Below are 24,575 nucleotides of genomic sequence, written 5' to 3' on the forward strand. Positions count from 1 at the left end.
ATAAGATGCCGGCGGTACAGTGCCGCGAAGGGATGAGGCCGCCATGGAACAGCACGCTCGACGCTTCGACGTCGTCATCGCCGGCGGCGGCCTCGCCGGGCTGTCGCTCGCCCTCGCGCTGCGCCACGGGCTCGGCGCGGAGGCGCGGCTCGCCGTCGCCGATCCGGCCTTTGCCGGGCGGGGAGACGGCGTCGCCCCGCGCAGTTCCGACATGCGCGCCTCCGCCTTCGCCGCCGGCGCCCGCCGCATGCTGGAGACGGTCGGCGTGTGGCAGCGGGTCGCGGCGCAGGCGCAGCCGATCCTCGCCATGGAGATCACCGACAGCCGGCTCGGCGATGCCGCGCGGCCGGTGTTCCTCTCCTTCGACGGCGAGGTCGAGCCGGGCGAGCCCTTCGCCCATATGGTCTCCAACGCCCTGCTGCAGGACGCGCTCACCGATGCGTCGCGGGAGGCCGGCATCGACTTCCTGCCGGTCGGCGTCGACAGCTACGTCGCCGGCCCGTCCGGCGTGTCGGCGCTGCTCAAGGATGGCGGGCGCGTCGCCGCGTCGCTGCTCTGCGCCTGCGACGGCGGCCGTTCGCGGCTGCGCAGCCTTGCCGGCATCGGCACGGTCGGCTGGCCCTATGACCAGTCCGCCATCGTGATGACGGTCGGCCACGAGCGCCCGCACGAAGGCAAGGCGGTGGAGCATTTCCTGCCCGCCGGCCCCTTCGCCCGGCTGCCGCTGACCGGCAACCGCTCCTGCATCGTCTGGACCGAGACGGCGGAAGCCGCCGCCCGGCTGCTCGCGCTGCCGCGGGTGCTGCTGCTGGACGAGCTGGAGCAGCGCTTCGGCCTCGAGCTCGGCCCGCTGGAGATCCTCGACGAGCCCAAGGTGTTCCCGCTCGGCTTCCAGATGGCGCGGCGCTTCGTCGCCGACCGGCTCGCCCTGGTGGGAGACGCCGCCCACACCATCCACCCGATCGCCGGGCAGGGCATCAACATGGGCCTGCGCGACGTCGCCGCGCTGGCCGAATCGATCACCGACGCCGCCCGGCTCGGCCTCGACATCGGCGGGCCGGACGTGCTGGAGCGCTACCAGCGCTGGCGGCGCTTCGACACCTTCTCCATGGGGGTGGCGACCGACGGGCTCAACCGGCTGTTCGGCCAGCGCTCGGACGTGCTGCGCCTCGTCCGCGATGTCGGGCTCGGGCTCGTCGAGCGGCTGCCGAGCCTGAAGAGCCAGTTCATCCGCGGCGCCGCCGGCCTCGGCGGCCAGCCGCCGCGGCTGCTGCGCGGCGAGATGCTGTGAGCCGCCCGGCCGCGTTCCCGGCTGAAGCTCCCGGCCGGATCCGGTTCAGCTTCTGGCGGCTTCTTCCTCGGTCAGCGGGCGCGCCTCGTCGGCAAGCATGATCGGGATGCCGTCGCGGATCGGATAGGCGAGCCGCGCCGTGCGCGAAACCAGCTCATGCGCCTGCCGGTCATAGTCGAGCGGGCCCTTGGTGACGGGGCAGACCAGGATTTCCAGCAGCTTGGAGTCGAGCTCGTATCCGGCGCGGTGCGAGGTGGTCTCAGGCATGGTCGGCTCCGTGATCGGTGGGGCGGGGCGCCGGCTTATAGCCGACATCCGGCAGCTTTTGGTGCGGCAGCTCTCCGCGGTGCGGCTTTATAGCGGCCGATCCTGACAATCGCGCGTCGGCGTGTCAGAAGAAAGCCGCCGCTTCGCGAAACAGATGCCGTCATCAGCCGACATGGATGCCTCCCGCCTCGACCTGCCCGACGACCCGCGCCTTGCCGGCGAGACCGTGCAGCAATGGGTGTTCCGCCGGTTGCGGCGGGCGGTGATGAGCGGGCGCTTCCCGCCGGGGCAGGCGGTGACCATACGCGGCCTCGCCGAGGCGCTCGGCGTCTCCGCCATGCCGGTGCGCGAGGCGCTGCGCCGGCTGGTGGCCGAGCGGGCGCTGGTGCTGCTCGACAACCGCCGCGTCCGGGTGCCGGAAATGACCGCGCGCCGCTTCGACGAGCTCTTCGCCGCCCGCACCCTGCTGGAGGCGGAAGCCGCCGCCCGCGCCCTGCCGCTGGCCGACGCGGCGTTCCGCGAGCGGCTCAAGGCGCTCGACCGCGTCTCCGACGCGGCGTGGAAGCACGGCGACATCGAGGCGATGATCGAGAGCAACCTCGCCTTCCACACCGCGCTCTACGGCGCGCGCGCCGATTCGGTGCTGGTGCCGCTGATCGAATCGGTGTGGCTGCAGATCGGCCCGTTCATGCGCCTCGCGCTGGCCGATCTCGAACAACATTACCGCGTCGACCGCCACGCCGAGGCGCTGGAGGCGCTGGCGGCCGGCGACGAGGCGGGCCTGCGCCGGGCCATCGAGGCCGACATCCGCGACGGCATCGGCCACCTGCGCGCCCAGCTCGATTGAGCGGGGCGCCGACTATTCCGCCGCCTTCAGCGAGGAGCCGCGCCGGCTCTCGGCCCGGAGCCGCGCCGCCGCCCCGAAGGCGGTGAACACGGCGGAGGACAGCCTGTCGTCCCAGAACCGCCATTCCGGGTGCCACTGAATCGCCAGCGTGAAGCCCGGCGCATCGGTGACGCGGAAGGCTTCCACCAGCCCGTCCTCGGCGCGGGCCTCCACGCTGAGGCCGGGCGCCAGCTTGTTGACGCCCTGCCCGTGCAGCGAGTTCACCTTCCAGCGGCCGGCGCCGGCCAGCGTCTCCAGCAGCCCGCCCGGCTCCAGCACCACGTCGTGCACCGGGGCGTACTGGCCGGCAATGTCGAGGCTCGCATCCTCGCGATGGTCGAAATGGCCCGGCTGCTCGTAGACTTTCTGGAACAGCGAGCCGCCCAGCGCGACGTTCATCTCCTGGAAGCCGCGGCAGACGCCGAAGATCGGCACGCCGCGCTCGATGGCGCCGCGGATCAGCGGCAGCGAGAGGTCGTCGCGATACGGGTCGGAGGGCAGCGGCGGCTCATAGGGCGCGTCGCCATAGAGATGCGGGGCGACGTTGGAGGGGCTGCCCGGCAGGAAGATGGCGTCGACGAGGTCGAAGATCTCCTCCACCACCAGCCGCTCTGGCGCCATGGCGGCGTCGACCGCCGAGACGGTGCCGGGCAGCAGCACCGGCAGCGCCTGCGCGCCGCGCGCCACCGCATAGATGTATTTCTCGGTGACGCCGTGCAGGACATGGCCGCCGGACGCCTTGACGTCGCTGATGACGCCGATGACAGGACGCATGTGATCACTTTCCCGATTGCTCGCCAAGATGTGGGATCGCTGCCCCGCTCCTGTCAACGGGGTCGTTCACGAACACTTGGAGGTCCTTCGACGCGCGCCTGCGCGGGGAGCGTGCCGCGGGAGCTTTGCCGCGGGAGCTTGCGGCGCGTGCCGGGCGCGCCTAGAAGCGGGCGATCTCCAAGGACCCTGCCATGCCCGCGCTGACCCCGGAAGACCTGTTCGCCCGCCTCGAGGAGCTCGGCATCGAGACGAGCACGATCGAGCATCCCGCCGTCTTCACCGTCGCCGAGTCGCAGGGCCTGCACCGCGACATCCCCGGCGGCCATACCAAGAACCTGTTCCTCAAGGACAAGAAGGGCAACCTCTTCCTCGTCGTGATCGGGCAGGAGGCGCAGGTCGATCTGAAGAGCCTGCACGGCCCGCTCGGGGCGTCGAGCCGGCTGTCCTTCGGCAGCGCCGAGCTGCTGGAAGAGGTCCTCGGCGTGAAGCCCGGCGCGGTGACCGCCTTCGCCCCGGTCAACGACACCGGAGGCCGCGTCACCGTGGTGATCGATGCCGAGTTGATGCGGCACGCGCACATCAACTGCCATCCGCTGGTCAACACCGCCACCACCACCATCGCCCGCGACGACCTCGTCCGCTTCCTGCGCGCCACCGGCCACGAACCGGTCGTCCTGGCGATACCGCGGCGCCAGGAAGTCGCGACGCAAGCCGAGGCGCAGGCGGAGGCGGAAGCCGGCGGCGGGGCCGGCATCGACGCCGGCATGGAGGCCGGCCCGGCCTGAGCGGTTGCAATCGCCGCCCGACCGACCATTTTAAGCACCGACAGAACACCTTCAGGCCCAGACCGACCCTTTCGAGGACGCCCCCATGCTGCTCAACCAGTCCGCCGAACCGGCCCCGAACGGCGCGCAGGCCGGAGACGACGTCGTCATCGACACCACCACCCGCACCTTCATGAAGGACGTGGTGGAGGAATCGAAGCTCCGCCCGGTGCTGGTCGATTTCTGGGCGCCGTGGTGCGGCCCCTGCAAGCAGCTCACCCCGGTGATCGAGAAGGTGGTGCGCGCCGCCAAGGGCAAGGTGCGCCTCGCCAAGATGAACACCGACGAGCATCCCTCCGTCGCCCAGCAGCTCGGCATCCAGTCGCTGCCCACCGTCTACGCCTTCGTCAACGGCCAGCCGGTGGACGGCTTCATGGGCGCGCAGCCCGAGTCGCAGATCAAGGCGCTGGTCGACCGGCTTACGGCCGGCGCCGACGGTGCGCCCGACCTCGGCGAGATCCTGGCGAGCGCCGACGCGGCGCTGGCCGAGGGCGACGCCGCCGGCGCCACCGAGCTCTATGCCCATGTGCTGGGCGAGGAGCCCGGCAACGCCCGTGCGCTCGCCGGCATCGCCCGCGCCCATCTCGCCGCCGGCGATCTCGAGCAGGCCAAGGCGACGCTCGCCCTGGTGCCCGAGGCGGGTGCCAGCGATCCGGCGGTCGTCGCCGTCCGCGCCGCCATCGAGCTGGAGGAGGCCGCCAGCGCCCTCGACGATGTCGGCACGCTGGAGGCGAAGGTCGCCGCCAACCCGCTCGACCATCAGGCCCGCTTCGACCTCGCCGTGGCGCTCAACGCCCGCGGCAAGCGCGAGGAGGCGATGGACGCGCTGCTCGCCATCATCCGCAAGGACCGCAGCTGGAACGAGGACGGCGCCCGCAAGCAGCTGGTGCAGTTCTTCGAGGCCTGGGGCCCGACCGACGACATGACGGTGCTCGGCCGTCGCCGCCTGTCGTCCATCCTGTTCGCGTGAGCGCCGGCATCCTCCGGGCTCGCTTCTTGCGCCGGCTGCGGCCGGCACATCCTGTCGGAGGACTTCCATGGCCATGAACCGCCCCTATGGCGGGCCTGCGGAACTTCCCGCCGTGGTGCCGCTGTTTCCGCTGGAAGGGGCGCTGCTGCTGCCGCGCTGCCAGTTGCCGCTCAACATTTTCGAGCCGCGCTATCTCGCCATGGTCGACGACGCGCTGAAGGGCGAGCGCCTCATCGGCATGGTGCAGTCGATCCCGGCGCTGGTCGCCACCGCCAGCCCGGCGCTGCAGAGCGTCGGCTGCCTCGGGCGGATCACCGAATTCGCCGAGAGCGGCGACGGGCGCTATCTCGTCACCCTCACCGGCGTCGCCCGCTTCCGCATCGTGGAGGAGGTCGCCGGCGCCGCCACGGCCTATCGGCAGGCGCGGGTCGCGTTCGAGCGCTTCGTCGGCGATTTCACCCCCAATCTCGGGGCCGAGGCGGTGGACCGCGCCAATCTGCTGCGCACGCTCGCCGCCTATCTCGACGCCAACCAGCTGGAAGCCGACTGGGAAGGCATCAAGGACGCGCCGAACGAGGCGCTGGTCAACGCGCTCGCCATCATGTCGCCCTTCGGCCCGCGCGAGAAGCAGGCGCTGCTGGAGGCGCCGAGCCTGTCCGCCCGCGCCGACATGCTGATCGCCGTCACCGAGATGGCGCTGGCCCGCGGCCAGGGCAGCGACGGCGACACGCCGCTCCAGTAGCTTTGTCCTTCCTTACCGTCTCCCCATTGGGGAGAGGTGGCCCGCGAAGCGGGTCGGTGAGGGGCTACGCGGTTGGGGGTGTCGAAGACCCCTCACCCCAGCCCTCTCCCCGATGGGGAGAGGGGGCAAGGTGCTCTCACGCAGATCGCTTCCGGCAGAAACCTCCCCGTCGCTTCACCGAGCCCGTCACTCCGCCGCGATCGGCGGGCGCGGCATGGTGTGCAGCGTTGCCGCCGGCGCCGGATGGTGGGGCTCGCCCGGCTCGTCGCGGGCGCCGACGAAGCGGCCGAAGAGGCGGCCGAACAGCCGCTGGGCGTCGTCCATCAGCGTGAACACCGCCGGCACGAAGACCAGCGACAGCAGCGTCGAGGCGAGCAGGCCGCCGATCACCGCGATCGCCATCGGCGCGCGGAAGTCCGAGCCCTCGCCCAGCCCCATGGCCGAGGGCACCATGCCCGCCGCCATGGCGATGGTGGTCATGACGATCGGCTGCGCCCGCTTGCGCCCGGCCTCGATCAGCGCCGTGGTGCGGTCGTGGCCGGCCGCCACCGATTCGATGGCGAAATCGACCAGCAGGATGGCGTTCTTGGTCACGATGCCCATCAGCATCAGGAAGCCGATCACCACCGGCAGCGTCATGGCGTTGTTGGTGATCAGCAGCGCCACGAACGCCCCGCCGACCGAGAGCGGCAGCGCCACCAGGATGGTGATCGGCTGCAGCACGTTGGCGAACAGCAGCACCAGCACCGCCAGCACCATCATCACGCCGGCGCCCATGGCGGTGGCGAAGCCGCCGAACACCTCGGCCATGATCTCGGCGTCGCCGGCTTCCTTCAGGCTCACCCCGGTCGGAAGATTCTTGGCCGCCGGCAGCGCATAGACCTCGGCCAGCGCCTCGCCGAGCTGGGTATTGGCGGCGAGGTCGGCCTCGATGGCGACGCGCCGCGCCCGGTCGTAGCGGTCGAGGCTGGTCGGCCCGGTGGCGAACTCGATGTCGGCCACCGCGTCGAGCGGCACCGCCGCCCCGGCCGCGGTGCGCACCTTCAGCGTGCGGAAGGTGGCGAGATCGGCGCGGGCGTTCTGGTCCAATTGCACCCGGATCGGCACCTGCCGGTCGCCGGCGGAGAACTTGGCGAGGTTCTGCGAGATGTCGCCGATGGTGGCGATGCGCACCGTCTGGGCGATGTCCGCCACCGAGACGCCGAGCTGCGCCGCCTCGGAGAGCCGCGGCACCACCCTGAGCTCCGGCCGCTCCAGCGCCGCCGAGGTCACCACATTGGCGAGGCCCTTCACCTTGGCGCGGATCTCGCGCTCCAGCTCCAGCGCCGTCTTCTCCACCAACGCCCCGTCCGAGCCGGAGAGGATGATGGTGAATTCGCGCCCGCCCGGTCCCGCCCCGCCCGAGGCGCCGAAATTGAAGCGCAGGTCGGGAATGGCGGCGATCTCGCGCTGCATCCGCACCTCGAACTGCTTCTGGGTGCCGCGGCGCTCGGCGCGCGGCTTGAGGTTGACGATCATCGTCGCCTTGCGCACCTCGCCGGCGGCGTTCGCCGGCCCGCCCGCCGAACCGCCGCCGCCGGTGGCGAACACGCTCGCCACTTCCGGCTGCTTCTCCATCAAGCGCGTCACCTCGCCGACCACCCGCCGCGTCGCGTCGAGCGTCGCGCCCGGCGGCAGTTCCAGCGCCAGCACCGAGCGCGAGACGTCGGCATTGGGGATGAAGCCGGCGGGCAGGAGGGTGGACAGCCACATCGAGCCGATGAACAGGAGGATGCCGGTGGCGACGGTGATGAAGCGGTGGCGGATGCTGGCATTGAGCAGCCGCACATAGCCACGCATGATGAGGCTGTCCGGCTTCTCGCGATGGCCGTGGTCGCGCAGGAAATAGGCCGCGAGCATCGGGGTGAGCAGCCGCGCCACCAGCAGCGAGAACAGCACCGCTACCGCGACGGTTATGCCGAACTGGCGGAAATACTGGCCGGCAATGCCGCCCATGAAGCTCACCGGCGCGAACACCGCCACGATGGTCAGCGTGGTGGCCACCACCGCGAGGCCGATCTCGTCGGCGGCGTCGATGGCGGCGCGATAGGCCGACTTGCCCATGCGCATGTGGCGCACGATGTTCTCGATCTCGACGATGGCGTCGTCGACCAGGATGCCGGTCACCAGCGTCACCGCGAGCAGGCTCACCCCGTTCAGCGAGAAGCCGAGCATGTCCATCACCCAAAAGGTGGGCAGGATGGAGAGCGGGATGGCGGTCGCCGAGATCAGGGTGGCGCGCCAGTCGCGCAGGAACAGCAGCACCACGATGATGGCGAGCACCGCGCCTTCGATCAGCGTGTGCATCGCCGATTCGTAGTCGGCCTGGGTGTAGCGCACCGTGGTGTCGATCAGGCTGATGGTGACGTCGGGATGCGCGGCTTCCAGCTTGCGCAGCGCCTCCTCCGCCCGGTCGGCGACGACGACGTCGGAGAAGCCCTTGGCGCGGTAGATGCCGAAGGCCACCACCGGCTTGCCGTCGAGCTGGGCGAAGACGCGCGGCTCGGCCGCCCCGTCGGTGACGGTGGCGAGGTCGGCCAGGCGGACCTGCCGCGAGGACGCGCCGGAATTCGCCGGCAGCGAGATCCGGGTCTCGGCGAGGTCGTTCACGGTGAGCGCGCCGCCCAGCGTGCGCACGGATTGCTCCTGCGTGCCGATCTCGCCGCGTCCGCCGGCGAGGTCGACATTGGTGGCGACCAGCTGCCGGTTGACGTCGGCGGCGGTCACGCCCAGCGCCGCCAGCTTGTTCGGGTCGAGCGAAATGCGGATCTCGCGGTCGACGCCGCCCTCGCGCTTCACCTGCGCCACGCCGCGCACGCCCTGCAGCGCCCGGATCACCGTGTCGTCGACGAACCACGAGAGCTCGTCCGGCGTCATGGTCGGCGCCGAGGCGGCATAGGTGACGATCGCCATGCCCTCGACGTCGATGCGCTGGATCAGCGGCTCCTCGATATCCTGCGGCAGCTCGGAGCGGATGCCGGTCACCGCGTCGCGCACGTCGTTCACCGCGCGGTCGACCTGGGTTTCCAGCTGGAATTCCACCGTGGTCACCGAGGCGCCCTCGGTGATGGAGGAGGTGATGTGCTTCACCCCCTGCACGCCGGCGATCGCGGTCTCGACCCGCTTGGTCACCTGCGTCTCCAGCTCGCTCGGCGCGGCGCCGGGCTGGGTGACGGTGACCGAGACGATCGGCACGTCGATATTCGGCATGCGCGTCACCGGCAGCCGGTCGAACGTGTAGAGGCCGAGCGCGGTCAGCACCACGAACAGCACGATGGCCGGGATCGGCTTGCGGATCGACCAGGCGGAGATGTTGAGGGCCATCAGGCGCCTCCCTTCTGCTCGGCGAGCGGCACCGGGGTCACCCGGTCGCCGTCGCGCAGGAAGCCGCCGGCGCGCGCCACCACGTTCTCGCCCTGGGCCACGCCTTCGACGATCTCGACGAAGCCTTCGCCCATCAGCCCGGTCTTCACCTCGCGCCGGCTCACCGTGTCGTCGGCGATCACCAGCACGAAGGCGCCGTCGCGGTCGAACTGCACCGCCGACAGCGGCAAAGCGAGGCCGGTGCGGCGGGCGAGCTCGATATCGCCGCGCGCATAGGCGCCGGGCCGCAGCCGCGGATCGTCCGGCAGGGCGACCGCGACGCGGGCGAGCCGCGTGGCGGCGTCGACCTTGGCGCCGACGAGGCGCACGCTGGCGGCGATCGGGGCCGGGAAGCCGGCGGGCGTCACCATGACCGGCTGGCCCGGCTTCATGCGCGGCAGCGCCGATTCCGGCACCTCGGCATCGAGGTCGATGGCGCCGTCCTTGACGATGCGGAACAGCGGCTCGGTATTGGCCGACAGCACGATGGCGCCGAGCCGGGCCGCGCGCGAGGAGATGATGCCGGCCTCCGGCGCGGTGATCTCGGTGCGGGCCAGCCGCACCTCCAGTTCGTCGCGCATCGCCTTGATCTGCGCCAGTTCCGCCTGCGCGGCGGTCACCGCCTCGGCATTGGCGGTCACCTGTGCGCTGGCGACGCTCACCGCGCGCTCGCGCTGGTCGAGCACTTCCTGCGAGGTGGCGCCGGTCTTGATCAGGGTGCGGGCGCGCTCCACCGCGGCTTCCGCCTCGATGCGCTGGGCGTTGGCCTGTTCCAGCGCCGCCTTCTGCTGGGCGATGGCGGCCTGCGCCTTCGCCGCATTGGCGGTGTTCTGTGCCAGCAGCGTCTGCAGCGTGTCGCGCGACAGCCGGGCGAGCACCGCGCCCTTCTCGACGCGGTCGCCCTCTTCCACCAGGATGTCGGTGATGCGCAGGCCGTCGATTTCCGGCCCGACCATGATCTCCTCGCGGGCGGCGAGCGTGCCGGTCACCGGCAGCCGCTCCACCACCTCGCGCGGGGCCGCCGGCACCACGGTGACGGTGACGCCGCGCGCCTTTTCCGGCTCGGGCACGGCGGTGGCCTGCGCCGGCTCGCCGATGCCGAGCCTGAGGCCGAAGGGGATGCGGTCGCGCAGCGCATAGCCGCCGACGCCCACCACGAAGGCGGTCATGGCGAGGGCGAGCGTCACCCGCCCATGCAGGGTGGAAGGAGCGAATTTCATGTGCGGTCGACCGTGCTGGAGGCGGGGGAGCCGGCGGGGACGGGAGCGACAGGCGCGAGCATGCGGGTGATGAGGTTGCCGAAGCCGGGCATCATCTGCGCCAGCGGCAGGTCCGGCTGCAGCCGCCGGCGCAGCAGCAACCCGTCGCCGATGGCGTCGATCAGCGTCATGGCCACATCGGGGTCGATGGCGGGGTCGATCTCCCCACGTTCCTGCGCCGCGATGAAGGCGGCGCGGATGGCACCGCTCATTTCCTCATCGGCCTCGTCGAACTTGGCCTTGAGCTGGGGATTGCGTGCGGTCTCCGTGGCGATCTCCGGTCCGAGATCGGCGCAGACCATCGGCAATTCGCCGGAGAACAGCGCCTGGCCCATGGCGATGAGGCCATCGGCGAAGCTTGGCGCCTGCTGGAGAAGCTCCAGCATCTGGAGGCGGGCGCTGCGTTCCTCCTCGACGATGGCGACGATGATCGCGGCCTTCGAGGGGAAATAGCGGTACAGCCCGCCCGGACTCATTCCCGCTTCGGCGCAGATCTCCTGCATGCTGGTGGCGTGGAAGCCGGTGCGGGTGAAGCAGGCGGCGGCGGCGTCGAGGATCCGCCGATGCGGATCGGGCTTCTTCGGCTGCCCCCCCGGCCTGGGTGCGCCCGATCTGGGTGTGCCTGCCTTGGACGCGCCTTTCGCGCCCGGCGTCGCCGGTGGCGAGGCGTCGAGGGCGGCCGCCTCGGCTTCCGGCACATGCAGATCGGACATGGAGCTTCCCGAATGAGAGCGAACGTTCGTTCGCAAAATGGCCAATGACACCGCGCGAGTCAAGAACGAACGTTCGTTCGCATGTCGATGCGGCTAGGCTGCCGGCCCGACGATGCCGTCGAAGGCGGCGACCACCTTCTCGTAGACCGGGCGCTTGAACGGGATGATCAGCCCCGGCGTGTCGGCGAGCCTCTCCCAGCGCCAGTCGGCGAATTCCGCCTTGTGCGCGCCGCCGCCCGGCTTCAGCACGTCGATCTCGGAATCCGGGCCGGTAAAGCGCAGCGCGATCCATTTCTGGATCTGGCCGCGATAGCGCCCCTTCCAGGCTTCGCGGGCGATGGCCTCCGGCAGGTCGTAGGCGAACCATTCCGGCGCCACCGCCAGCGGCTCCACCGAGCGGACATTGGTCTCCTCGTAGAGCTCGCGCAGCGCCGCGTCTTCCGGGCTCTCGCCCTCGTCGATGCCGCCCTGCGGCATCTGCCAGGAATGGGTGGCGTCGACATGCTCGGCGCCGCCGCGGCGGCGGCCGACGAAGACCAGCCCGTCGCGGTTGACGAGCACGACGCCGACGCAGGGGCGGTAGGGGAGCTGTTCGAACGGGATCATCGGTACGGCCGGCCATCGAGGGGTCACGCGGGCATGTCGCCGCCAGCCCAATATAGGCGAGGCCGGTGACGGAACGTAGGAGCGGCTGGATTTATGCTTAGCGCGGGTCCTGAGGTGCGTGGATGCGCCGTTCGATGCAGATGTTCCCGGCCCGGTTGATGCGCCTGCGAATGTTCGGCCGGCAACGGCAGTTCATTGTGAAAGATGAGCGCAACCCGTGCGGACCCGGCACCAAACGACGTTTGATGATGGCGAGATGCGAACCGGATCGATAAAGTGTCGATTCCCGCTGCATGCTCGGGAGATACGAGGTGTTGCGGTCATCATAAAGATAAAGAAAATTATGTCGGGGGATGGATATGCTGATCAATCTTGGGAAAAAAGACGTTGCACTGGAGGCGCTTAGAGGACTTGCGGCGTTCGCGGTGGTGATAGGGCACAGCTGGGTCGCCTTTTTCGATCCTGAATTTCGCTATGCCTATCAGCCCCTGCAGATCCTGATCGCCGGTTCGGCGGCGGTGACGTTCTTCTTCGTGCTGTCCGGCTACGTGCTGACGCGACGCTATGTCGAGACCGAAAGCTACCGCTATCTGCTGCGGTCGATTCTCAAGCGCTGGTTCCGACTGGCCGGCCCGGTTACCATCAGCTTCCTGATTTCCGCCCTGCTCTTCATGTATGGGCTGTATTACTACCAGGACGTCGCCCGGATCACCAACTCGCAGTGGCTCGACACGTTCGGTTATTCGATACCGCCCGACATGAATTTTGCCCCGTCGCTCTACGATGCTTTCGTGCAGGGGTCCTTCTACGTATTTTTCGTGAAGGATCATCAATATTACAACAGCCCGCTCGGCACGATGTATTTCGAGCTGTGGGGCAGCCTGCTGATCTTCGTGCTTGTCTTCCTGGTCGTGGAAATGCGCAAGTTCAGCGGCTATCTCGCCGCCATAGGCTGGCTGGCGGCCATGATCTGGTCGACGCTTTTTTCCTATTATTACGTCGCCTTCATCGCCGGGCTGGGCCTCAGCCTGCTGTTCGACCGCCGCTCGCTCGACCTGCCGAAATGGCTGACCTGGGGACTGGTGATCTTCGCCGTCTATCTGCTCGCCTATCAGCGGCCGGACGGCTATTTCTCCTGGCTGGCGCCGTTCGGCGTGAACGAGCAGAACGGCGTCTATCTCTGGATCGCCGCGGCGGTGATGCTGATCATCGGCGTCGAGAACAATCCGGGCATCAGCCGGCCGCTGTCAGGGCCGACCGGCGCCTTCCTCGGCCAGCTGTCCTTCCCGATCTACCTGCTGCATTTCCTCGTCCTGGCCTCGGTGGGGTCCTGGGCCTGGCTGCACCTGGCGCCGGCCCATGGCCGCGGCGTCGGCATGCTGGCGATCCCCATCACCGTCGCGGTATCCGTGCTCGTGTCGCTGCCGATGATCGCGTTCGACAAATGGTGGATCGCCCGGGTCAACAAGCTGTCCATGGCGATCGTTCCGCCGCCCGCCCGCGCCGTGCGATCGGCCTCGCCTGCCATCGCCGCGAACGCCCTGGAGGGTAATGTGCTGCAGGGTAATGCCGCGGGGTGATGGTGCCGCGGATCCGGCGGGAGGCGCTGCCGGAGCGGCCGCGCTACTGCGCCAGCGTCGGCGGGCCGCCGGCGGGGGCGACTTCCACCACTTCGCGCAGGCCGGTGGCGGCGTCCATCAGCGTGAAGGCGCCGGGGCCGGGGCCTTCGTCGGCGTCGGAGCCCGCCCGCAGCGTCGGCGCGTCGGCGGCGACGGCGGTGCTTTCATATTCGAAGGGCTGGTTGAGGCGCACCGCCACCGGCTCGCCGCCGCGCAGCATCAGCCAGGCCGAGGCCACCGCGACGATGGCGAAGCCGGTGAGGCCGAAAATGGCCACGGCGGCGTAGTGCAGGTCGCTGTCATGCCCGACATCGCGGCCGAGCGGCCCCTCGATGTCGTTGAGCGTCTTCGGCGCGGACGCCGGCGTGTGGCGATGCGTTGTCATGCGATCCTTGTCGAACCGGACCAAGGCAGCATCGCGGCAAGCCCATGTCGGCGCCGCGAAAAATCCGGCCCGGCCTGCCACGGGCCCGGATTTGCCCGATGCGATGCCGGGGCGACACGCGCGAGGCCCCGGTGGCGGCTCGCCGCCGCGACGCCGGGGCGGCGAGGCCGTCGCGACGCCGAGGCCGGGGGTGACGAGGCCGGCCGCTCCGCCGGGAGCGCATGGCGGCCGACCCTTCAACGAAAAACCCCGCCTCGCGGCGGGGTTTTGCAATCATTGCCCGGATCGTCGCCGAGGTTTCGGCCCGGATCCCGTCATCGCTCCGGCGGGCCTCAGTTCGGCACCGCCGCCTTCGGGTCGGCCGGATAGGCGGCGTTCTTCTGCACGCCGTGCATCAGCTCGATCGCCATCTTCAGCTGGGTGTCGTCCTTCGGGTCCGGCGGCACATAGGCCGGCGAGCCGGTCTTCTCGTCGTCGCCGTTCTTCAGGTGGCCCTTCAGCGAGGCTTCGCCGCGGGTGGTCTCCACCCCGGCCGCCTCGGCCTTCTCCTTCACCTCGGCCGGCACGTCCTGCACCAGCTCGATGTCGGGCGAGATGCCCTTGGCCTGGATCGAGCGGCCCGACGGCGTGAAGTAGCGCGCCGTGGTCAGCTTGATCGCGGCGTTGCCGGAGACCGGGATCACCGTCTGCACCGAGCCCTTGCCGAAGGACAGCGAGCCGAGGATGGTGGCGCGCTTGTGGTCCTGCAGCGCGCCGGCGACGATCTCGGAGGCCGAGGCCGAGCCGCCGTTCACCAGCACGATCACCGGCTTGCCATGGGCGAGGTCGCCCGGCCGCGCGTTGCGGCGCTCGATCTCGTCGGCGTTGCGGCCGCGGGTGGAGACGATCTCGCCACGGTCGAGGAAGGTGTCGGACACCTCGATCGCCTGGTCGAGCAGGCCGCCCGGATTGTTGCGCAGGTCGATGACGTAGCCCTTGAGCTTGTCCTCGCCGATCTGCTTGGTCAGGTCCTCCATCGCCTTCTTCAGGCCCTCGGCGGTCTGCTCGCTGAAGGAGGTGATGCGGATATAGGCGATGTCGCCATCCTCGACGCGCGAACGCACCGACTTGATGTTGATGATGTCGCGCACCAGCGTCAGCTCGAGCGGCTTGTCCTGGCCCTTGCGGATCACGGTCAGCTTGATCGGGGTGGCCACCGCGCCGCGCATCTTCTCGACCGCCTGGCTGAGCGTCATGCCCTTGACGTCTTCGTCGTCCAGCTTGGCGATCAGGTCGCCGGCCTGCACGCCGGCCTTGGCGGCCGGGGTGTCGTCGATCGGCGCGACGACCTTGACGAGGCCGTCCTCCATCGTCACCTCGATGCCGAGCCCGCCGAACTGGCCGCGGGTCTGCACCTGCATGTCGCGGAAGTCCTTGGCGTCCATGTAGGTCGAATGCGGGTCGAGCGAGGCCAGCATGCCGTTGATCGCCGCCTCGATCAGCTTGGCGTCGTCCGGCTTCTCGACATAATCGGCGCGCACGCGCTCGAACACGTCGCCGAACAGGTTCAGCTGACGGTAGGTGTCGGAGGCCGCCGCCATCGCCGCGGCCGGTTCGAGCAGCAGGCGCGGCTGGGCAGCGCCAAAGGCGACGATGGCGCCGACCGCCGCGCCCATCAGAAATACAGACGTCCTACGCATCATCCGCGTGCCTTCTCGCTCTCGCTCGTCACCCACCAGGGGGTCGGGTCAATCGAAATTCCGTCCTTGCGGAACTCGACATAGAGAATGGGTTGGGCGGTTCCAAGGCCGACCGAAGAAACCAGCTGCGGGCCGTCGCCCATCACCCCGACCGGTTCACCGGACAATACGAACTGTCCCAACTCGACCGTGATCTTATCCATCCCGGCCAAGAGGATATGGTAGCCGCCGCCGGCATTGATGATCAATAGTTGTCCATAGGAGCGGAACGGGCCGGCATAGACCACCCAGCCGTCGCTCGGCGAGGCCACCTGCGCCTGCCGCCGGGTGCCGAGGGAGGTGCCCTTCTCCGCCCCGCCATAGCCGTCTTCCGTGCCGTAGGACTTCAGCACCGTGCCGCTCACCGGCAGCGGAAGCAGGCCCCTGGCGTCGGAAAAGGCGACGCCGGGCGTCATGCGGCCGGGGTTGCTCAGTGCCGCCAGCCGCTGGCTCGCCGTCTGATCCGCCTTGTTCGGCAAGGCCTTGGCCGCCTCGGCCGCCTTGCGCGCGGCGCTGATCTCGGTTTCCATCCGCGCGAGCAGGTCGCGGACATTGCCGGCTTCCGCCGCCAGCGCCGCCGCCCGGTCGCGTTCGGCCCCGAGCGCGGCCTCGCCGGCCTCCATCGAGCGCTGGCGCTCCTCGATCAGCGCCGCGGTGCGCCGGCGCTCCTCGCCCAGCGTCGCTTTCAATTCTGCGAGAGCGTCGCGCTCGGAGGCTACCTCCTCGCGCACCCGCTGCTGGGCGGCGAGCTCGCCGGAAAGCAGCTCGGTCTCCGATTTCAGCTCCGGCAGCAAGGCGCCGAGCAGCATCGCCGAGCGCACCGATTGCAGCGCGTCGTCCGGGCGCACCAGCAGCGCCGGCGGCGGGCGGCGGCCGAGCCGGGCCAGCCCGCCCAGCACCTGAGCCAGCTCGTCGCGCCGCGAATCGAGCGAATCGCGGATATCCGCCCCCTCGCGCTCCAGGCCGAGCAGGCGCTGCTCGCTGGCGTCGAGCTTCTCCTCGACGTCGCGCACCCGCGCGGCGGTGTCGATCAGCGCGCCGGTCAGCTTGCTGCGGTCGCCCTTCAGCGTGTCGAGCTCGGCCGCGAGCCGCGCCTGCTCGGCGGCGCTGCCCTTCATGTCGGTCTCCAGCTGCTCCATGCGCTGCTTCTGCGCCGCCGCCTGCGCGGCGGGATCGGCCGGCGGCGCGGAAGTCGGCGCGGAAGTCGGCGCGGAGGTTGGGGTCTGTGCCGGCATCGGCGTCACGCCCGCCGCCGTCAGCGCGAGCGCCAGCAGCGCCGGCCGCAGCAGGCGGGGCGCAAGCAGGCGGTTCAGGCGGGCGATGAGACGGACGGGCATCGGTTGAGCAGAGGGCCAGGAGCGTTAACGTCGGATTAACCGGCGCCGGTCAACCCGCCGCTATCCCCGCTCATCCCTTGTGATAGGGGTGGCCGGCGAGAATGGTGGTCGCCCGGTAGAGCTGTTCGGCCAGCATCACACGAACCAGCTGGTGCGGAAAGGTGGCGCGGCCGAAGGCGACCAGCCGGTCGGCCCGCGCGCGCACCGCCGGGCTCAGCCCGTCGGCGCCGCCGATCGCCAGCGCCAGCGCGCGCAGGCCGCGGTCGCGCCGCGCGGCGATGTCGTCGGCGATGTCCTCGCTGGAGGTCTGCGTGCCGCGCGGGTCGAGCGCGATGAGGCCGGCGCCGTCGGGGAGGGCGGCGAGCAGCGCCGCGCCTTCCTCCGCCATGCGGTCGTCCGGCCGCCGGGCGGCGCTTTCGCCGATCTCGATCACGTCCGGCCCGGACATGCCGAGCGCCCGCGCGCCTTTCGCCGTCCGGTCGAGATAGCGGGCGCACAGTTCCCGCTCGGGCCCGGCCTTGAGCCGGCCCACCGCGATCACCAGAAGGCGCACCTCTCAGCCGCGCGGGGTGCTTTTGGGTGCGGTGTCGGGACGGGCGCCCGACCACATCTTCTCGATATTGTAGAAGGCCCGCACTTCCGGCTGGAAGATGTGGACGACGACGTCGCTGGCATCGATCAGCACCCAGTCGCAGGCCGGCTGGCCCTCGATGCGGATGCCTTTCACGCCGCGCTGCTTGAGCGCCTCGACGAGGTGCTCGGCGGTCGCGCCGACGTGGCGCTGCGAACGGCCGGACGCCACCACCATGTGGTCGGCGATGGTCGTCTTGCCGCGCAAGTCGATGGAAACGACGTCCTCGGCCTTGTCGTCATCGAGACGGGCGAGAACGAAAGCCAGGATCTCGTCGGCGTCATAATGCGCTTGCGAGACCGGTGCAGACGCCGGGCTGGGGGCGGCTGCGGAGAGCGCCATGGTGGACAGGGGGCCGAATCCTCTCGTCGTTCGTTTGGCAAATTCCCGTTCTGGGACCGCCCGGCGGGATTTCCCACCGTGAATACTCCTTTAAGATACTGCGAAATGCCCCGACTTTTCAACCGATTCCGCCGTCGGGGCTGTGTTGCGCCGCACGCGCACGCAGCTGCGTCGACGAAAGCGGCGATTTCAGACCGTGCAGGAACACCCAGGCCGGGGCCGGCAATTCGGCGAGGCGCGTGCTCTCCCGCTCGTCGATCCGCCAGCGCGCCAGCGCCTGCGCCGCCGGCGAGGCGGTGGATTTCAGGCTGGTGCCCGGCCGGTCGATCACCGCGATCGGCACCAGCGCGGCGATGTCGCGCCAGCGCTGCCAGCGGTGGAAGCCGGCGAGATTGTCGGCGCCCATCAGCCAGACGAAGCGCACGCCCGGGCAGCGGCGGGTGAGCGCGGCCACGGTGTCGTGGCTGTAGCGGGTGCCGAGCCCGGCCTCCAGCCCGGTCGGCACCAGCGCCGGATGGCGCGCCACCTGGCGGGCGAGCGCCAGCCGCTCGGCGAGCGGCGGCAGGCCCTGATTGTCCTTCAGCGGGTTGCCGGGCGTCACCAGCCACCACACCTTGTCGAGATCGAGCGCCTTGAGCGCCAGCAGGCTCGCGGCGCGATGGGCGGCGTGCGGCGGGTTGAACGAACCACCATAGAGCCCGATCCGCATGCCGGGCGCGAAAGGCGGGATTCGGGTCATGGCGGCCGGCAGCTTGCCTCTCCCCGCGGGGGTGAGGTCGGCGCGGCACGCGTCGGGCGAGGGGGGAGGCGTGTCGGTCATTGCGGCGCAAGGCCCCTCGCCCCGACCCTCTCCCGCCAACCCGGCCGTTGCCGGGTCCGACCCTTCCCATGACGAAACCGGCAACGGCCGGGTTCGGTGTGGGGAGAGGGAATCTTCCCGCCGCATGCCTCGCTCACGGACGGATCTGGCCGGTGCCGCGCACCCGGTACTTGAACGAGGTCAGCTGCTCCGCCCCGACGGGCCCGCGCGCGTGCATGCGCCCGGTGGCGATGCCGATCTCGCCGCCGAAGCCGAATTCGCCGCCATCGGCGAACTGGGTGGAGGCGTTGTGCACCACGATCGCCGAATCGACCTCGGCGAGGAAGCGCTCGGCCGCCGCCGCGTCCTCGGTAAGGATGGCGTCGGTATGGTGCGAGCCATGCGCCTCGATATGGTCGATGGCGGCGTCCAGCCCGTCGACCAGCCTGGCCGAGATCACCGCGTCGAGATATTCGGTGTCCCAGTCCTCGTCGCCCGCCGGCTTCACGCGGGGATCGACGGCCTGCGTCGCCGCGTCGCCGCGCACCTCGCAGCCCTCGTCCAGCAGCATGGCGACCAGCGGGGCGAGGAAGCGATCCGCCCCGGCCGCGTCGACCAGCAGCGTCTCGGCGGCGCCGCAGACGCTGGTGCGCCGCATCTTGGCGTTGCGCACCACCTTCAGCGCCGTGTCGAGATCGGCGGCCTTGTCGACATAGACATGCACGATGCCTTCGAGATGCGCGAAGACCGGCACCCGCGCCTCGCCCTGCACGCGGGCGACCAGGCTCTTGCCGCCGCGCGGCACGATGACGTCGATATTGCCGTCGAGCCCGGCCAGCATCTCGCCCACCGCCGCGCGGTCGCGCGTGGGCACCAGCTGGATGGCGTCGGCGGGCAGGCCGGACGAGACGAGGCCCTTCACCATCGCGGCATGGATGGCGCGGCTCGAATGGAAACTGTCGGAGCCGCCGCGCAGGATCACCGCATTGCCGGCCTTCAGGCACAGGCTGCCGGCATCGGCGGTGACGTTGGGGCGGCTCTCGTAGATGACGCCGACCACGCCGAGCGGGGTGCGCACGCGCTCCAGAAGCAGCCCGTTCGGCCGCTCCCAGCTCTCCGTCACCTTGCCGACCGGGTCGGGCAGGGCGGCGATCTCGGCGACGCCGGCGGCGGTGGCCTCCAGCCGGGCCGGGGTCAGCGTCAATCGGTCGACCAGCGCCTCGGTGAGGCCGGCGGCACGGGCGCGCGCCACGTCCTCCTGATTGGCGGCGAGGATGGCCGGCGCGGCGGCGCGGATCGCCTGCGCGGCCGCCCGCAGCGCCGCTTCCTTCACCGGCGCCGGGGCGAGGGCGAGCCGGCGGGCGCTGGCGCGGGCGCGCCTTCCCAGCTCGCGCATCAGCGCGCTTATGTCGGTTTCGGATTCGGCGACGGCGCGCAGCTGGCCGGCGGACATGGCATTCACTCGCGAAAGGGTCGAAACGGGCCGACCTTCTAGCATATTCCGTCCCCGTCGCGCCAAGCTCAAGCGCGCAAGGCAGTTTCGGGGCAAGCTGGCGGCAGGTTCGGACGCCGGCCCCGGCGATCCGAGCCGGCGCGGCGCTTAACCCTGGCGGCAGGAATCGCCGCGCCGGGGCCCGCGCTTTTCGTCCGCGGGCTTGCCATTTCGGCCCCGACGTCCGATGTCGTGCGGGAAGCCCGCCGCAGTCCTGCCATCCCCCGCCTCGGGAGACACGATCATTATCCTGCGCGCCTACGATATCGCCTGGGATGCGTTCTGGCGTTTCGTCGAGGACGACGGCTGGGCGATCGCCAGCCATATCGCGCTGTCGGCGCTGATGTCGCTGTTCCCGTTCCTCATCTTCGTCACCGCGCTCGCCGCCTTCTTCGATTTCCGCAATCTGGCCGACGAGACGGTGCAGCTGATGCTGGAGGCGTGGCCGGCGCAGGTGGCCGCGCCGATCACCGGCGAGATCCGCAACGTGCTGACCCAGGTGCGCACCGACGCGCTGACGGTGGGCGTGGTGCTGGCGATCTATTTCTCGTCCAACGGCATCGAGAGCCTGCGCATCGGCCTCAACCGCGCCTATGGCGTGAAGGAGATGCGCTCCTGGTACTGGCTGCGCCTCGAATCGATCGGCTATGTGCTGGTCGGCGCCGCCGGGCTGCTGGCCCTGTCCTTCCTGGTGGTGCTCGGCCCGGTTCTGTGGCTCACCGCGGTGCGCTGGGTGCCGGCGCTGGAGCCGTTCGGCTGGATCATCACCTTCCTGCGCTATGCCGCGACCTCGGTGATCCTGATCGTGGCGCTGATCGTCGCGCATATGTGGCTGCCGGCCGGGCGGCGGCGGCTGTCCGACGTGGCGCCGGGCATTCTCGTCACCCTCGCCCTGTGGCTCGGCGCCGGCGCCGCCTTCGGGCGCTATCTCGCCGCCTTCGCCGGCAATTACGTCACCACCTATGCCGGCCTCGCCTCGGTGATGATCGCGCTGGTGTTCCTCTACACCACCGCCTCGATCTTCGTGTATGGCGGCGAGCTCAACGCCTCGATCCGCCGCGCCCGCGAGGCCGCGTACTGAGCCACGCGGGAGGCCCCCCCCCCGGAACTCCCCCCGGAACCTGTTCCGGTCCTCCCGCCTTGACCCGGGTCAAGGCGCCCCCGCGCCGGCCGGCGTATGGGGGTGCAGGCAAGCAAGAGGAGACGCGGGACATGACCGCCTATGACAAGATCCGCATCCCGGCCGGTGCCTTCGTCGTGGTGTGCGACGGGCGCAAGGCCCTGATCCTGAACAATGAAGGCGACGCCGCCTTCCCGAACCTGCGCACCCGCGAGGTGCACGAGCAGGACAATCCGCCCACCGGCGCGCAGGGCACCGACGCCCCCGGCCGCGTGCATCAGTCCGTCGGCCCGGCGCGCTCCACGGTGGAGCCCGCCGACCTGCATGACGAGGCCGAGGCGGCGTTCCTGCGCCTCCTCGCCGCCCGGCTCGACGCCGCGCTGGCCGCCGGCGAGACCGGCGCGCTGCTCGTGGTGGCGGCGCCGCGCGCGCTCGGCATGCTCAGGGGGTTCTACAGCCGGGCGGTGCAGGAGGCGCTGATCGGCGAGGTGGATCGCGACATGGTGAAGCTGCCGGTCTACGAGATCGAGAAGCACCTCGCGGCGTGATCCGCCCGCCCGCCCGGCCGGCGATCTCGCCGCCGGGCCATCCCGCCGCCGGGCCATCTCGCTGCTGGGATTGGCCGCCGCGGTCCGGCCTCCCGGCCTCGCCTGCAACCGGCGCGGGCTGTCGCGACGGTTGCGCGCGAGGGGCTTGATCCGAGGCCACCGGTTCTCCTTAATGGGGTAAGCTGTCGCCTGCACGTCGGTGCCTGCATGTCGGCGGCTGTAAGCTGGCGCCTGCATGTCGGCGCCTGCATGTCGGCGCCTGTAAGCTGGCGCCCCCGCAGCTGTCGCCCGGCAGCTCTCGCCCGACAGCTTTCGCCCGACAGCTTTCGCCCGACAGCTCTTGCCAGACGGAGGCCCGATCTTGAAGACCCTGTCCTTCTTCCGCCTCGTGGTGTCGGTCGGCCTGTGCCTCGCGGTCGGCGCCATCGGCTCGATGGCGACCACGCCGAAGATCCCCACCTGGTATGCCGGCCTCGCCAAGCCGGGCTGGACGCCGCCCGACGCCGCCTTCCCGGTGGTGTGGACCACGCTCTACGTGCTGATGGCGGTGGCGCTCTGGCGGTTGTGGCAGCTGCACGGGCCCTCGCCGGCCCGGCGGCTGGCGGTGGCGCTGTTCTTCCTGCAACTGGTCCTCAATGCCCTCTGGTCGCCGGTGTTCTTCGCGCTGGAGGCGACCGGGGTGGCGCTCGCCGTCATCATCCTGCTGGCCGCCGCCATCGCCGCCACCATCTGGGCCTCGTCGCGGATCGACACCATCGCCGCCTGGCTGCTGGCTCCCTATCTGGTGTGGGTATGCTATGCGACGGCGCTGAACGCTGCCATTGTCGCCATGAACTGATGTCGGCAACGAACCGATGCCGGCAACGAACCGATGTCGGGATAAACGGAGTTCCGCGCCGCGCCGGCCGGGAGACACGCCATGGACCTCGTCACGATCGCCAAGTTCGTCGTGCTGCCGCTCGCCCTCGGGGCGGTGGCTCTGGTGCTGATCATGGGCCTCGCCAACATGGCGAAGGGCGGCTCGCCGATGCGCTCGCAGAAGCTGATGCAATGGCGGGTGCTGCTGCAGGCGGTGGCGCTGTGCTTCGTGCTCGCCACCATCCTGCTGATGCATCGCAGCTGAGGCGTCCCATGGTCGTCCTCAACCGCATCTACACCCGCACCGGCGACGACGGCACCACCGCGCTCGGCTCCGGCGAGCGGCGCCCCAAGCACGATTTGCGCATCGAGGCCTATGGCACCGTCGACGAGACCAATGCCTGCATCGGCGTCGCCCGGCTGCACCTCTCCGCGCATCCCGGCATGGACGCGATGCTCGCCCGCATCCAGAACGACCTGTTCGACCTCGGCGCCGACCTGTCGACGCCCGATGACGGCGTCGACCGCGGCTGGGAGCCCTTGCGCATCGTCGCCTCCCAGGTCGAGCGGCTGGAGCGCGACATCGACGCGCTGAATGCCGGGCTGAAGCCGCTGCGCTCCTTCGTGCTGCCGGCCGGCACCCCGGCGGCGGCGCATCTGCATGTCGCGCGCACCGTCTGCCGGCGCGCCGAGCGGGCGATGGTCGAGCTTGCCGGCCGCGAGGGCGAGGTCGTCTCGCCCGCCGCCATCAGATATGCCAACCGGCTGTCGGACCTGCTGTTCGTCATGAGCCGCGCCGTCAATGCCGCCGCCGGCGGCGACGTCCTGTGGGTGCCGGCGGCCGGGCGCGACTAGCGCTCTCACGTGCCGCTGGCGTCCGCCGCCGCGGCGCGGCATTCTCGCGCGATGGGCGCTTTCCGCGCCGCCGGTGTCCCGCGCTCGCCATGCTGCTGCCGATCAATGACGACAACCCGTTCGAAGGCATCACCCACGCCTATGTCACCTGGGCGCTGATCGCGGTGAACGTCGCCGTCTTCGTGCTGGTGCAGCACGGCTACCGGCCGGAGATCGACGTCGCCACCGTCTTCGGCTACGGCGCGATCCCGGCGGTGGTGAACCATGCGGCGGTGCTGCCGGCCGAATATGAGCGGCTGCCCGCCGAGCTCACGCTCATCTCCTACATGTTCCTGCATGGCGGCTGGCTGCACCTCGCCGGCAACATGGCCTTCCTCTGGGTGTTCGGCGACAATGTCGAGGACGCGCTCGGCCATGCCCGCTATCTCGGCTTCTACCTCGCCTGCGGGGTGGCCGGCGGCCTCGCCCATGCGCTGGCGGTGCCGGATTCGGCCTCGCCGCTGGTCGGCGCCTCGGCCGGGGTGTCCGGGCTGGTCGGCGCCTATCTCATGCTGCATCCCAATGTGCGCCTCTGGGTGCTGATGTTCATGCGCATTCCCCTGCGCGTGCCGGCGATCTGGCCGCTCGGCGCCTGGATCGCCTTCCAGCTGTGGAGCGCCCTGCGCGCCGGCGAGGCCGATACCGCCTGGTGGGCGCATATTGGCGGGCTCGCCACCGGCGCGGTGCTGGTGATCTTCCTGCGCCGGCCCGGCGTGCGGCTCTGGGTGACCTCGCGCGACGGCACGCCGGACGGCCATCCGCCGATCTAGCGCCCGGCCTGCCGCCGGCGGAAAGCCAGCCGGTCCGGCGGCTTCCGGGCTTTCACGATCCCATAATCCGTGAAAGCCCGCCGAGCGCCGCATCCGACGGATTGGCGCGTTGACAGAGGTTGGGCCTGTCCATAGTTTCGCCCGTCTTCGCGGGATTTCGGCCCGCCGAAGCGCCCGGCGCGCCGGCCAAAGGTGCGGCGCCTGTCTCGAGTTCGATGCTGCCGCCCCGCACGGCGGGCGGCTGGGGATGTGCCTTATGAAGATCCTCGTGCCCGTTAAGCGGGTTGTGGACTACAACGTTAAGATCCGTGTGAAGGCGGACGGCTCG

General features: G+C 70.4%; 26 protein-coding genes. 12 read left to right on the forward strand and 14 right to left on the reverse strand.

Annotation, left to right across the window (positions count from 1 at the left end; translation table 11 throughout):
• Positions 1-43 precede the first annotated feature (43 nt).
• Positions 44-1,291, forward strand: a complete 1,248-nt coding sequence (locus tag AC1RU4_RS16555; protein ID WP_492892208.1) for a ubiquinone biosynthesis hydroxylase — start codon at positions 44-46, stop codon at positions 1,289-1,291.
• A gap of 45 nt (positions 1,292-1,336) precedes the next feature.
• Here the strand turns inward: AC1RU4_RS16555 and AC1RU4_RS16560 are convergent, their stop codons facing one another.
• On the reverse strand, positions 1,337-1,558 hold the full coding sequence (locus AC1RU4_RS16560; protein WP_492892209.1) for a Trm112 family protein: 222 nt from the start codon (positions 1,556-1,558) through the stop codon (positions 1,337-1,339).
• A gap of 172 nt (positions 1,559-1,730) precedes the next feature.
• On the opposite strand from AC1RU4_RS16560, the gene AC1RU4_RS16565 reads away from it, so the two are divergent.
• Entirely contained in the window at positions 1,731-2,405 is a 675-nt protein-coding gene (locus AC1RU4_RS16565) for a GntR family transcriptional regulator (RefSeq protein WP_492892210.1), read from the forward strand.
• Between the two features lie 12 nt (positions 2,406-2,417).
• Here the strand turns inward: AC1RU4_RS16565 and AC1RU4_RS16570 are convergent, their stop codons facing one another.
• The gene (locus AC1RU4_RS16570; protein WP_492892211.1) at positions 2,418-3,218 is read right to left on the reverse strand and encodes a gamma-glutamyl-gamma-aminobutyrate hydrolase family protein; all 801 of its coding nucleotides are present in this window, start codon (positions 3,216-3,218) and stop codon (positions 2,418-2,420) included.
• Positions 3,219-3,409: 191 nt separating this feature from the next.
• On the opposite strand from AC1RU4_RS16570, the gene AC1RU4_RS16575 reads away from it, so the two are divergent.
• The 3 genes from AC1RU4_RS16575 (at position 3,410) to AC1RU4_RS16585 (ending at position 5,754) form a co-directional block, all read left to right on the forward strand.
• Positions 3,410-4,003 (forward strand): prolyl-tRNA synthetase associated domain-containing protein, encoded by a 594-nt coding sequence (locus AC1RU4_RS16575; protein WP_492892212.1) that lies wholly within the window; start codon positions 3,410-3,412, stop codon positions 4,001-4,003.
• An 85-nt stretch (positions 4,004-4,088) separates the two neighbouring features.
• A complete protein-coding gene (trxA, locus tag AC1RU4_RS16580) occupies positions 4,089-5,012 on the forward strand; it encodes a thioredoxin (protein WP_492892213.1) in 924 nt (307 codons plus the stop codon).
• 67 nt (positions 5,013-5,079) lie between these two features.
• On the forward strand, positions 5,080-5,754 hold the full coding sequence (locus AC1RU4_RS16585; protein ID WP_492892214.1) for an LON peptidase substrate-binding domain-containing protein: 675 nt from the start codon (positions 5,080-5,082) through the stop codon (positions 5,752-5,754).
• A 186-nt stretch (positions 5,755-5,940) separates the two neighbouring features.
• Here AC1RU4_RS16585 and AC1RU4_RS16590 read toward each other — a convergent pair whose 3' ends face one another.
• From AC1RU4_RS16590 to AC1RU4_RS16605, 4 genes are all read right to left on the reverse strand, one after another.
• Complete coding sequence (locus AC1RU4_RS16590) at positions 5,941-9,117, reverse strand: efflux RND transporter permease subunit (protein WP_492892215.1); 3,177 nt, start codon at positions 9,115-9,117, stop codon at positions 5,941-5,943.
• Positions 9,117-10,376, reverse strand: a complete 1,260-nt coding sequence (locus AC1RU4_RS16595) for an efflux RND transporter periplasmic adaptor subunit (RefSeq protein ID WP_492892216.1) — start codon at positions 10,374-10,376, stop codon at positions 9,117-9,119. The genes AC1RU4_RS16590 and AC1RU4_RS16595 overlap by 1 nt, the downstream gene beginning before the upstream one ends.
• The gene (locus AC1RU4_RS16600) at positions 10,373-11,128 is read right to left on the reverse strand and encodes a TetR/AcrR family transcriptional regulator (RefSeq protein WP_492892217.1); all 756 of its coding nucleotides are present in this window, start codon (positions 11,126-11,128) and stop codon (positions 10,373-10,375) included. The genes AC1RU4_RS16595 and AC1RU4_RS16600 overlap by 4 nt, the downstream gene beginning before the upstream one ends.
• 93 nt (positions 11,129-11,221) lie before the next feature.
• On the reverse strand, positions 11,222-11,734 hold the full coding sequence (locus AC1RU4_RS16605) for an RNA pyrophosphohydrolase (protein WP_492892218.1): 513 nt from the start codon (positions 11,732-11,734) through the stop codon (positions 11,222-11,224).
• Positions 11,735-12,093: 359 nt separating this feature from the next.
• Here AC1RU4_RS16605 and AC1RU4_RS16610 point away from each other — a divergent pair, with 359 nt between their 5' ends.
• Complete coding sequence (locus AC1RU4_RS16610) at positions 12,094-13,314, forward strand: acyltransferase family protein (RefSeq protein ID WP_492892219.1); 1,221 nt, start codon at positions 12,094-12,096, stop codon at positions 13,312-13,314.
• A gap of 43 nt (positions 13,315-13,357) precedes the next feature.
• Here AC1RU4_RS16610 and AC1RU4_RS16615 read toward each other — a convergent pair whose 3' ends face one another.
• The 7 genes from AC1RU4_RS16615 to AC1RU4_RS16645 form a co-directional block, all read right to left on the reverse strand.
• On the reverse strand, positions 13,358-13,738 hold the full coding sequence (locus AC1RU4_RS16615) for a hypothetical protein (protein WP_492892220.1): 381 nt from the start codon (positions 13,736-13,738) through the stop codon (positions 13,358-13,360).
• 332 nt (positions 13,739-14,070) lie between these two features.
• Positions 14,071-15,420: a S41 family peptidase gene (locus AC1RU4_RS16620; RefSeq protein WP_492892221.1), complete on the reverse strand. Its 1,350-nt coding sequence runs from the start codon at positions 15,418-15,420 to the stop codon at positions 14,071-14,073.
• Positions 15,417-16,793 (reverse strand): murein hydrolase activator EnvC family protein, encoded by a 1,377-nt coding sequence (locus AC1RU4_RS16625; RefSeq protein WP_492892222.1) that lies wholly within the window; start codon positions 16,791-16,793, stop codon positions 15,417-15,419. The genes AC1RU4_RS16620 and AC1RU4_RS16625 overlap by 4 nt, the downstream gene beginning before the upstream one ends.
• 70 nt (positions 16,794-16,863) lie before the next feature.
• Positions 16,864-17,346, reverse strand: coding sequence for a 23S rRNA (pseudouridine(1915)-N(3))-methyltransferase RlmH (rlmH, locus tag AC1RU4_RS16630; protein ID WP_492892223.1), 483 nt, complete (start codon positions 17,344-17,346; stop codon positions 16,864-16,866).
• Between the two features lie 3 nt (positions 17,347-17,349).
• Entirely contained in the window at positions 17,350-17,766 is a 417-nt protein-coding gene (gene rsfS / locus AC1RU4_RS16635) for a ribosome silencing factor (protein ID WP_492892224.1), read from the reverse strand.
• 118 nt (positions 17,767-17,884) lie between these two features.
• Positions 17,885-18,505 (reverse strand): nicotinate-nucleotide adenylyltransferase, encoded by a 621-nt coding sequence (locus AC1RU4_RS16640; RefSeq protein WP_492892241.1) that lies wholly within the window; start codon positions 18,503-18,505, stop codon positions 17,885-17,887.
• Between the two features lie 214 nt (positions 18,506-18,719).
• Positions 18,720-20,018, reverse strand: coding sequence for a glutamate-5-semialdehyde dehydrogenase (locus AC1RU4_RS16645; protein WP_492892225.1), 1,299 nt, complete (start codon positions 20,016-20,018; stop codon positions 18,720-18,722).
• A gap of 286 nt (positions 20,019-20,304) precedes the next feature.
• On the opposite strand from AC1RU4_RS16645, the gene AC1RU4_RS16650 reads away from it, so the two are divergent.
• The 6 genes from AC1RU4_RS16650 (at position 20,305) to AC1RU4_RS16675 (ending at position 24,247) form a co-directional block, all read left to right on the forward strand.
• Positions 20,305-21,138, forward strand: coding sequence for a YihY/virulence factor BrkB family protein (locus AC1RU4_RS16650; RefSeq protein ID WP_492892242.1), 834 nt, complete (start codon positions 20,305-20,307; stop codon positions 21,136-21,138).
• A 131-nt stretch (positions 21,139-21,269) separates the two neighbouring features.
• Positions 21,270-21,725, forward strand: a complete 456-nt coding sequence (locus tag AC1RU4_RS16655; RefSeq protein ID WP_492892226.1) for a baeRF12 domain-containing protein — start codon at positions 21,270-21,272, stop codon at positions 21,723-21,725.
• 361 nt (positions 21,726-22,086) lie between these two features.
• The gene (locus tag AC1RU4_RS16660; RefSeq protein WP_492892227.1) at positions 22,087-22,563 is read left to right on the forward strand and encodes a TspO/MBR family protein; all 477 of its coding nucleotides are present in this window, start codon (positions 22,087-22,089) and stop codon (positions 22,561-22,563) included.
• An 81-nt stretch (positions 22,564-22,644) separates the two neighbouring features.
• Positions 22,645-22,848, forward strand: coding sequence for a twin transmembrane helix small protein (locus tag AC1RU4_RS16665; RefSeq protein WP_492892228.1), 204 nt, complete (start codon positions 22,645-22,647; stop codon positions 22,846-22,848).
• A gap of 8 nt (positions 22,849-22,856) precedes the next feature.
• A complete protein-coding gene (locus tag AC1RU4_RS16670; RefSeq protein WP_492892229.1) occupies positions 22,857-23,438 on the forward strand; it encodes a cob(I)yrinic acid a,c-diamide adenosyltransferase in 582 nt (193 codons plus the stop codon).
• An 89-nt stretch (positions 23,439-23,527) separates the two neighbouring features.
• Positions 23,528-24,247 carry a rhomboid family intramembrane serine protease gene (locus AC1RU4_RS16675; protein WP_492892230.1) on the forward strand — a complete coding sequence of 240 codons (720 nt, stop codon included), beginning with the start codon at positions 23,528-23,530 and terminating at the stop codon, positions 24,245-24,247.
• A 52-nt stretch (positions 24,248-24,299) separates the two neighbouring features.
• Here AC1RU4_RS16675 and AC1RU4_RS16680 read toward each other — a convergent pair.
• Positions 24,300-24,575 (reverse strand): hypothetical protein (locus AC1RU4_RS16680; protein ID WP_492892244.1); only part of this gene is annotated, 276 nt, incomplete at its 5' end.

It is taken from the genome of Ancylobacter sp. GW821-FHT10E12 (assembly GCF_058809335.1).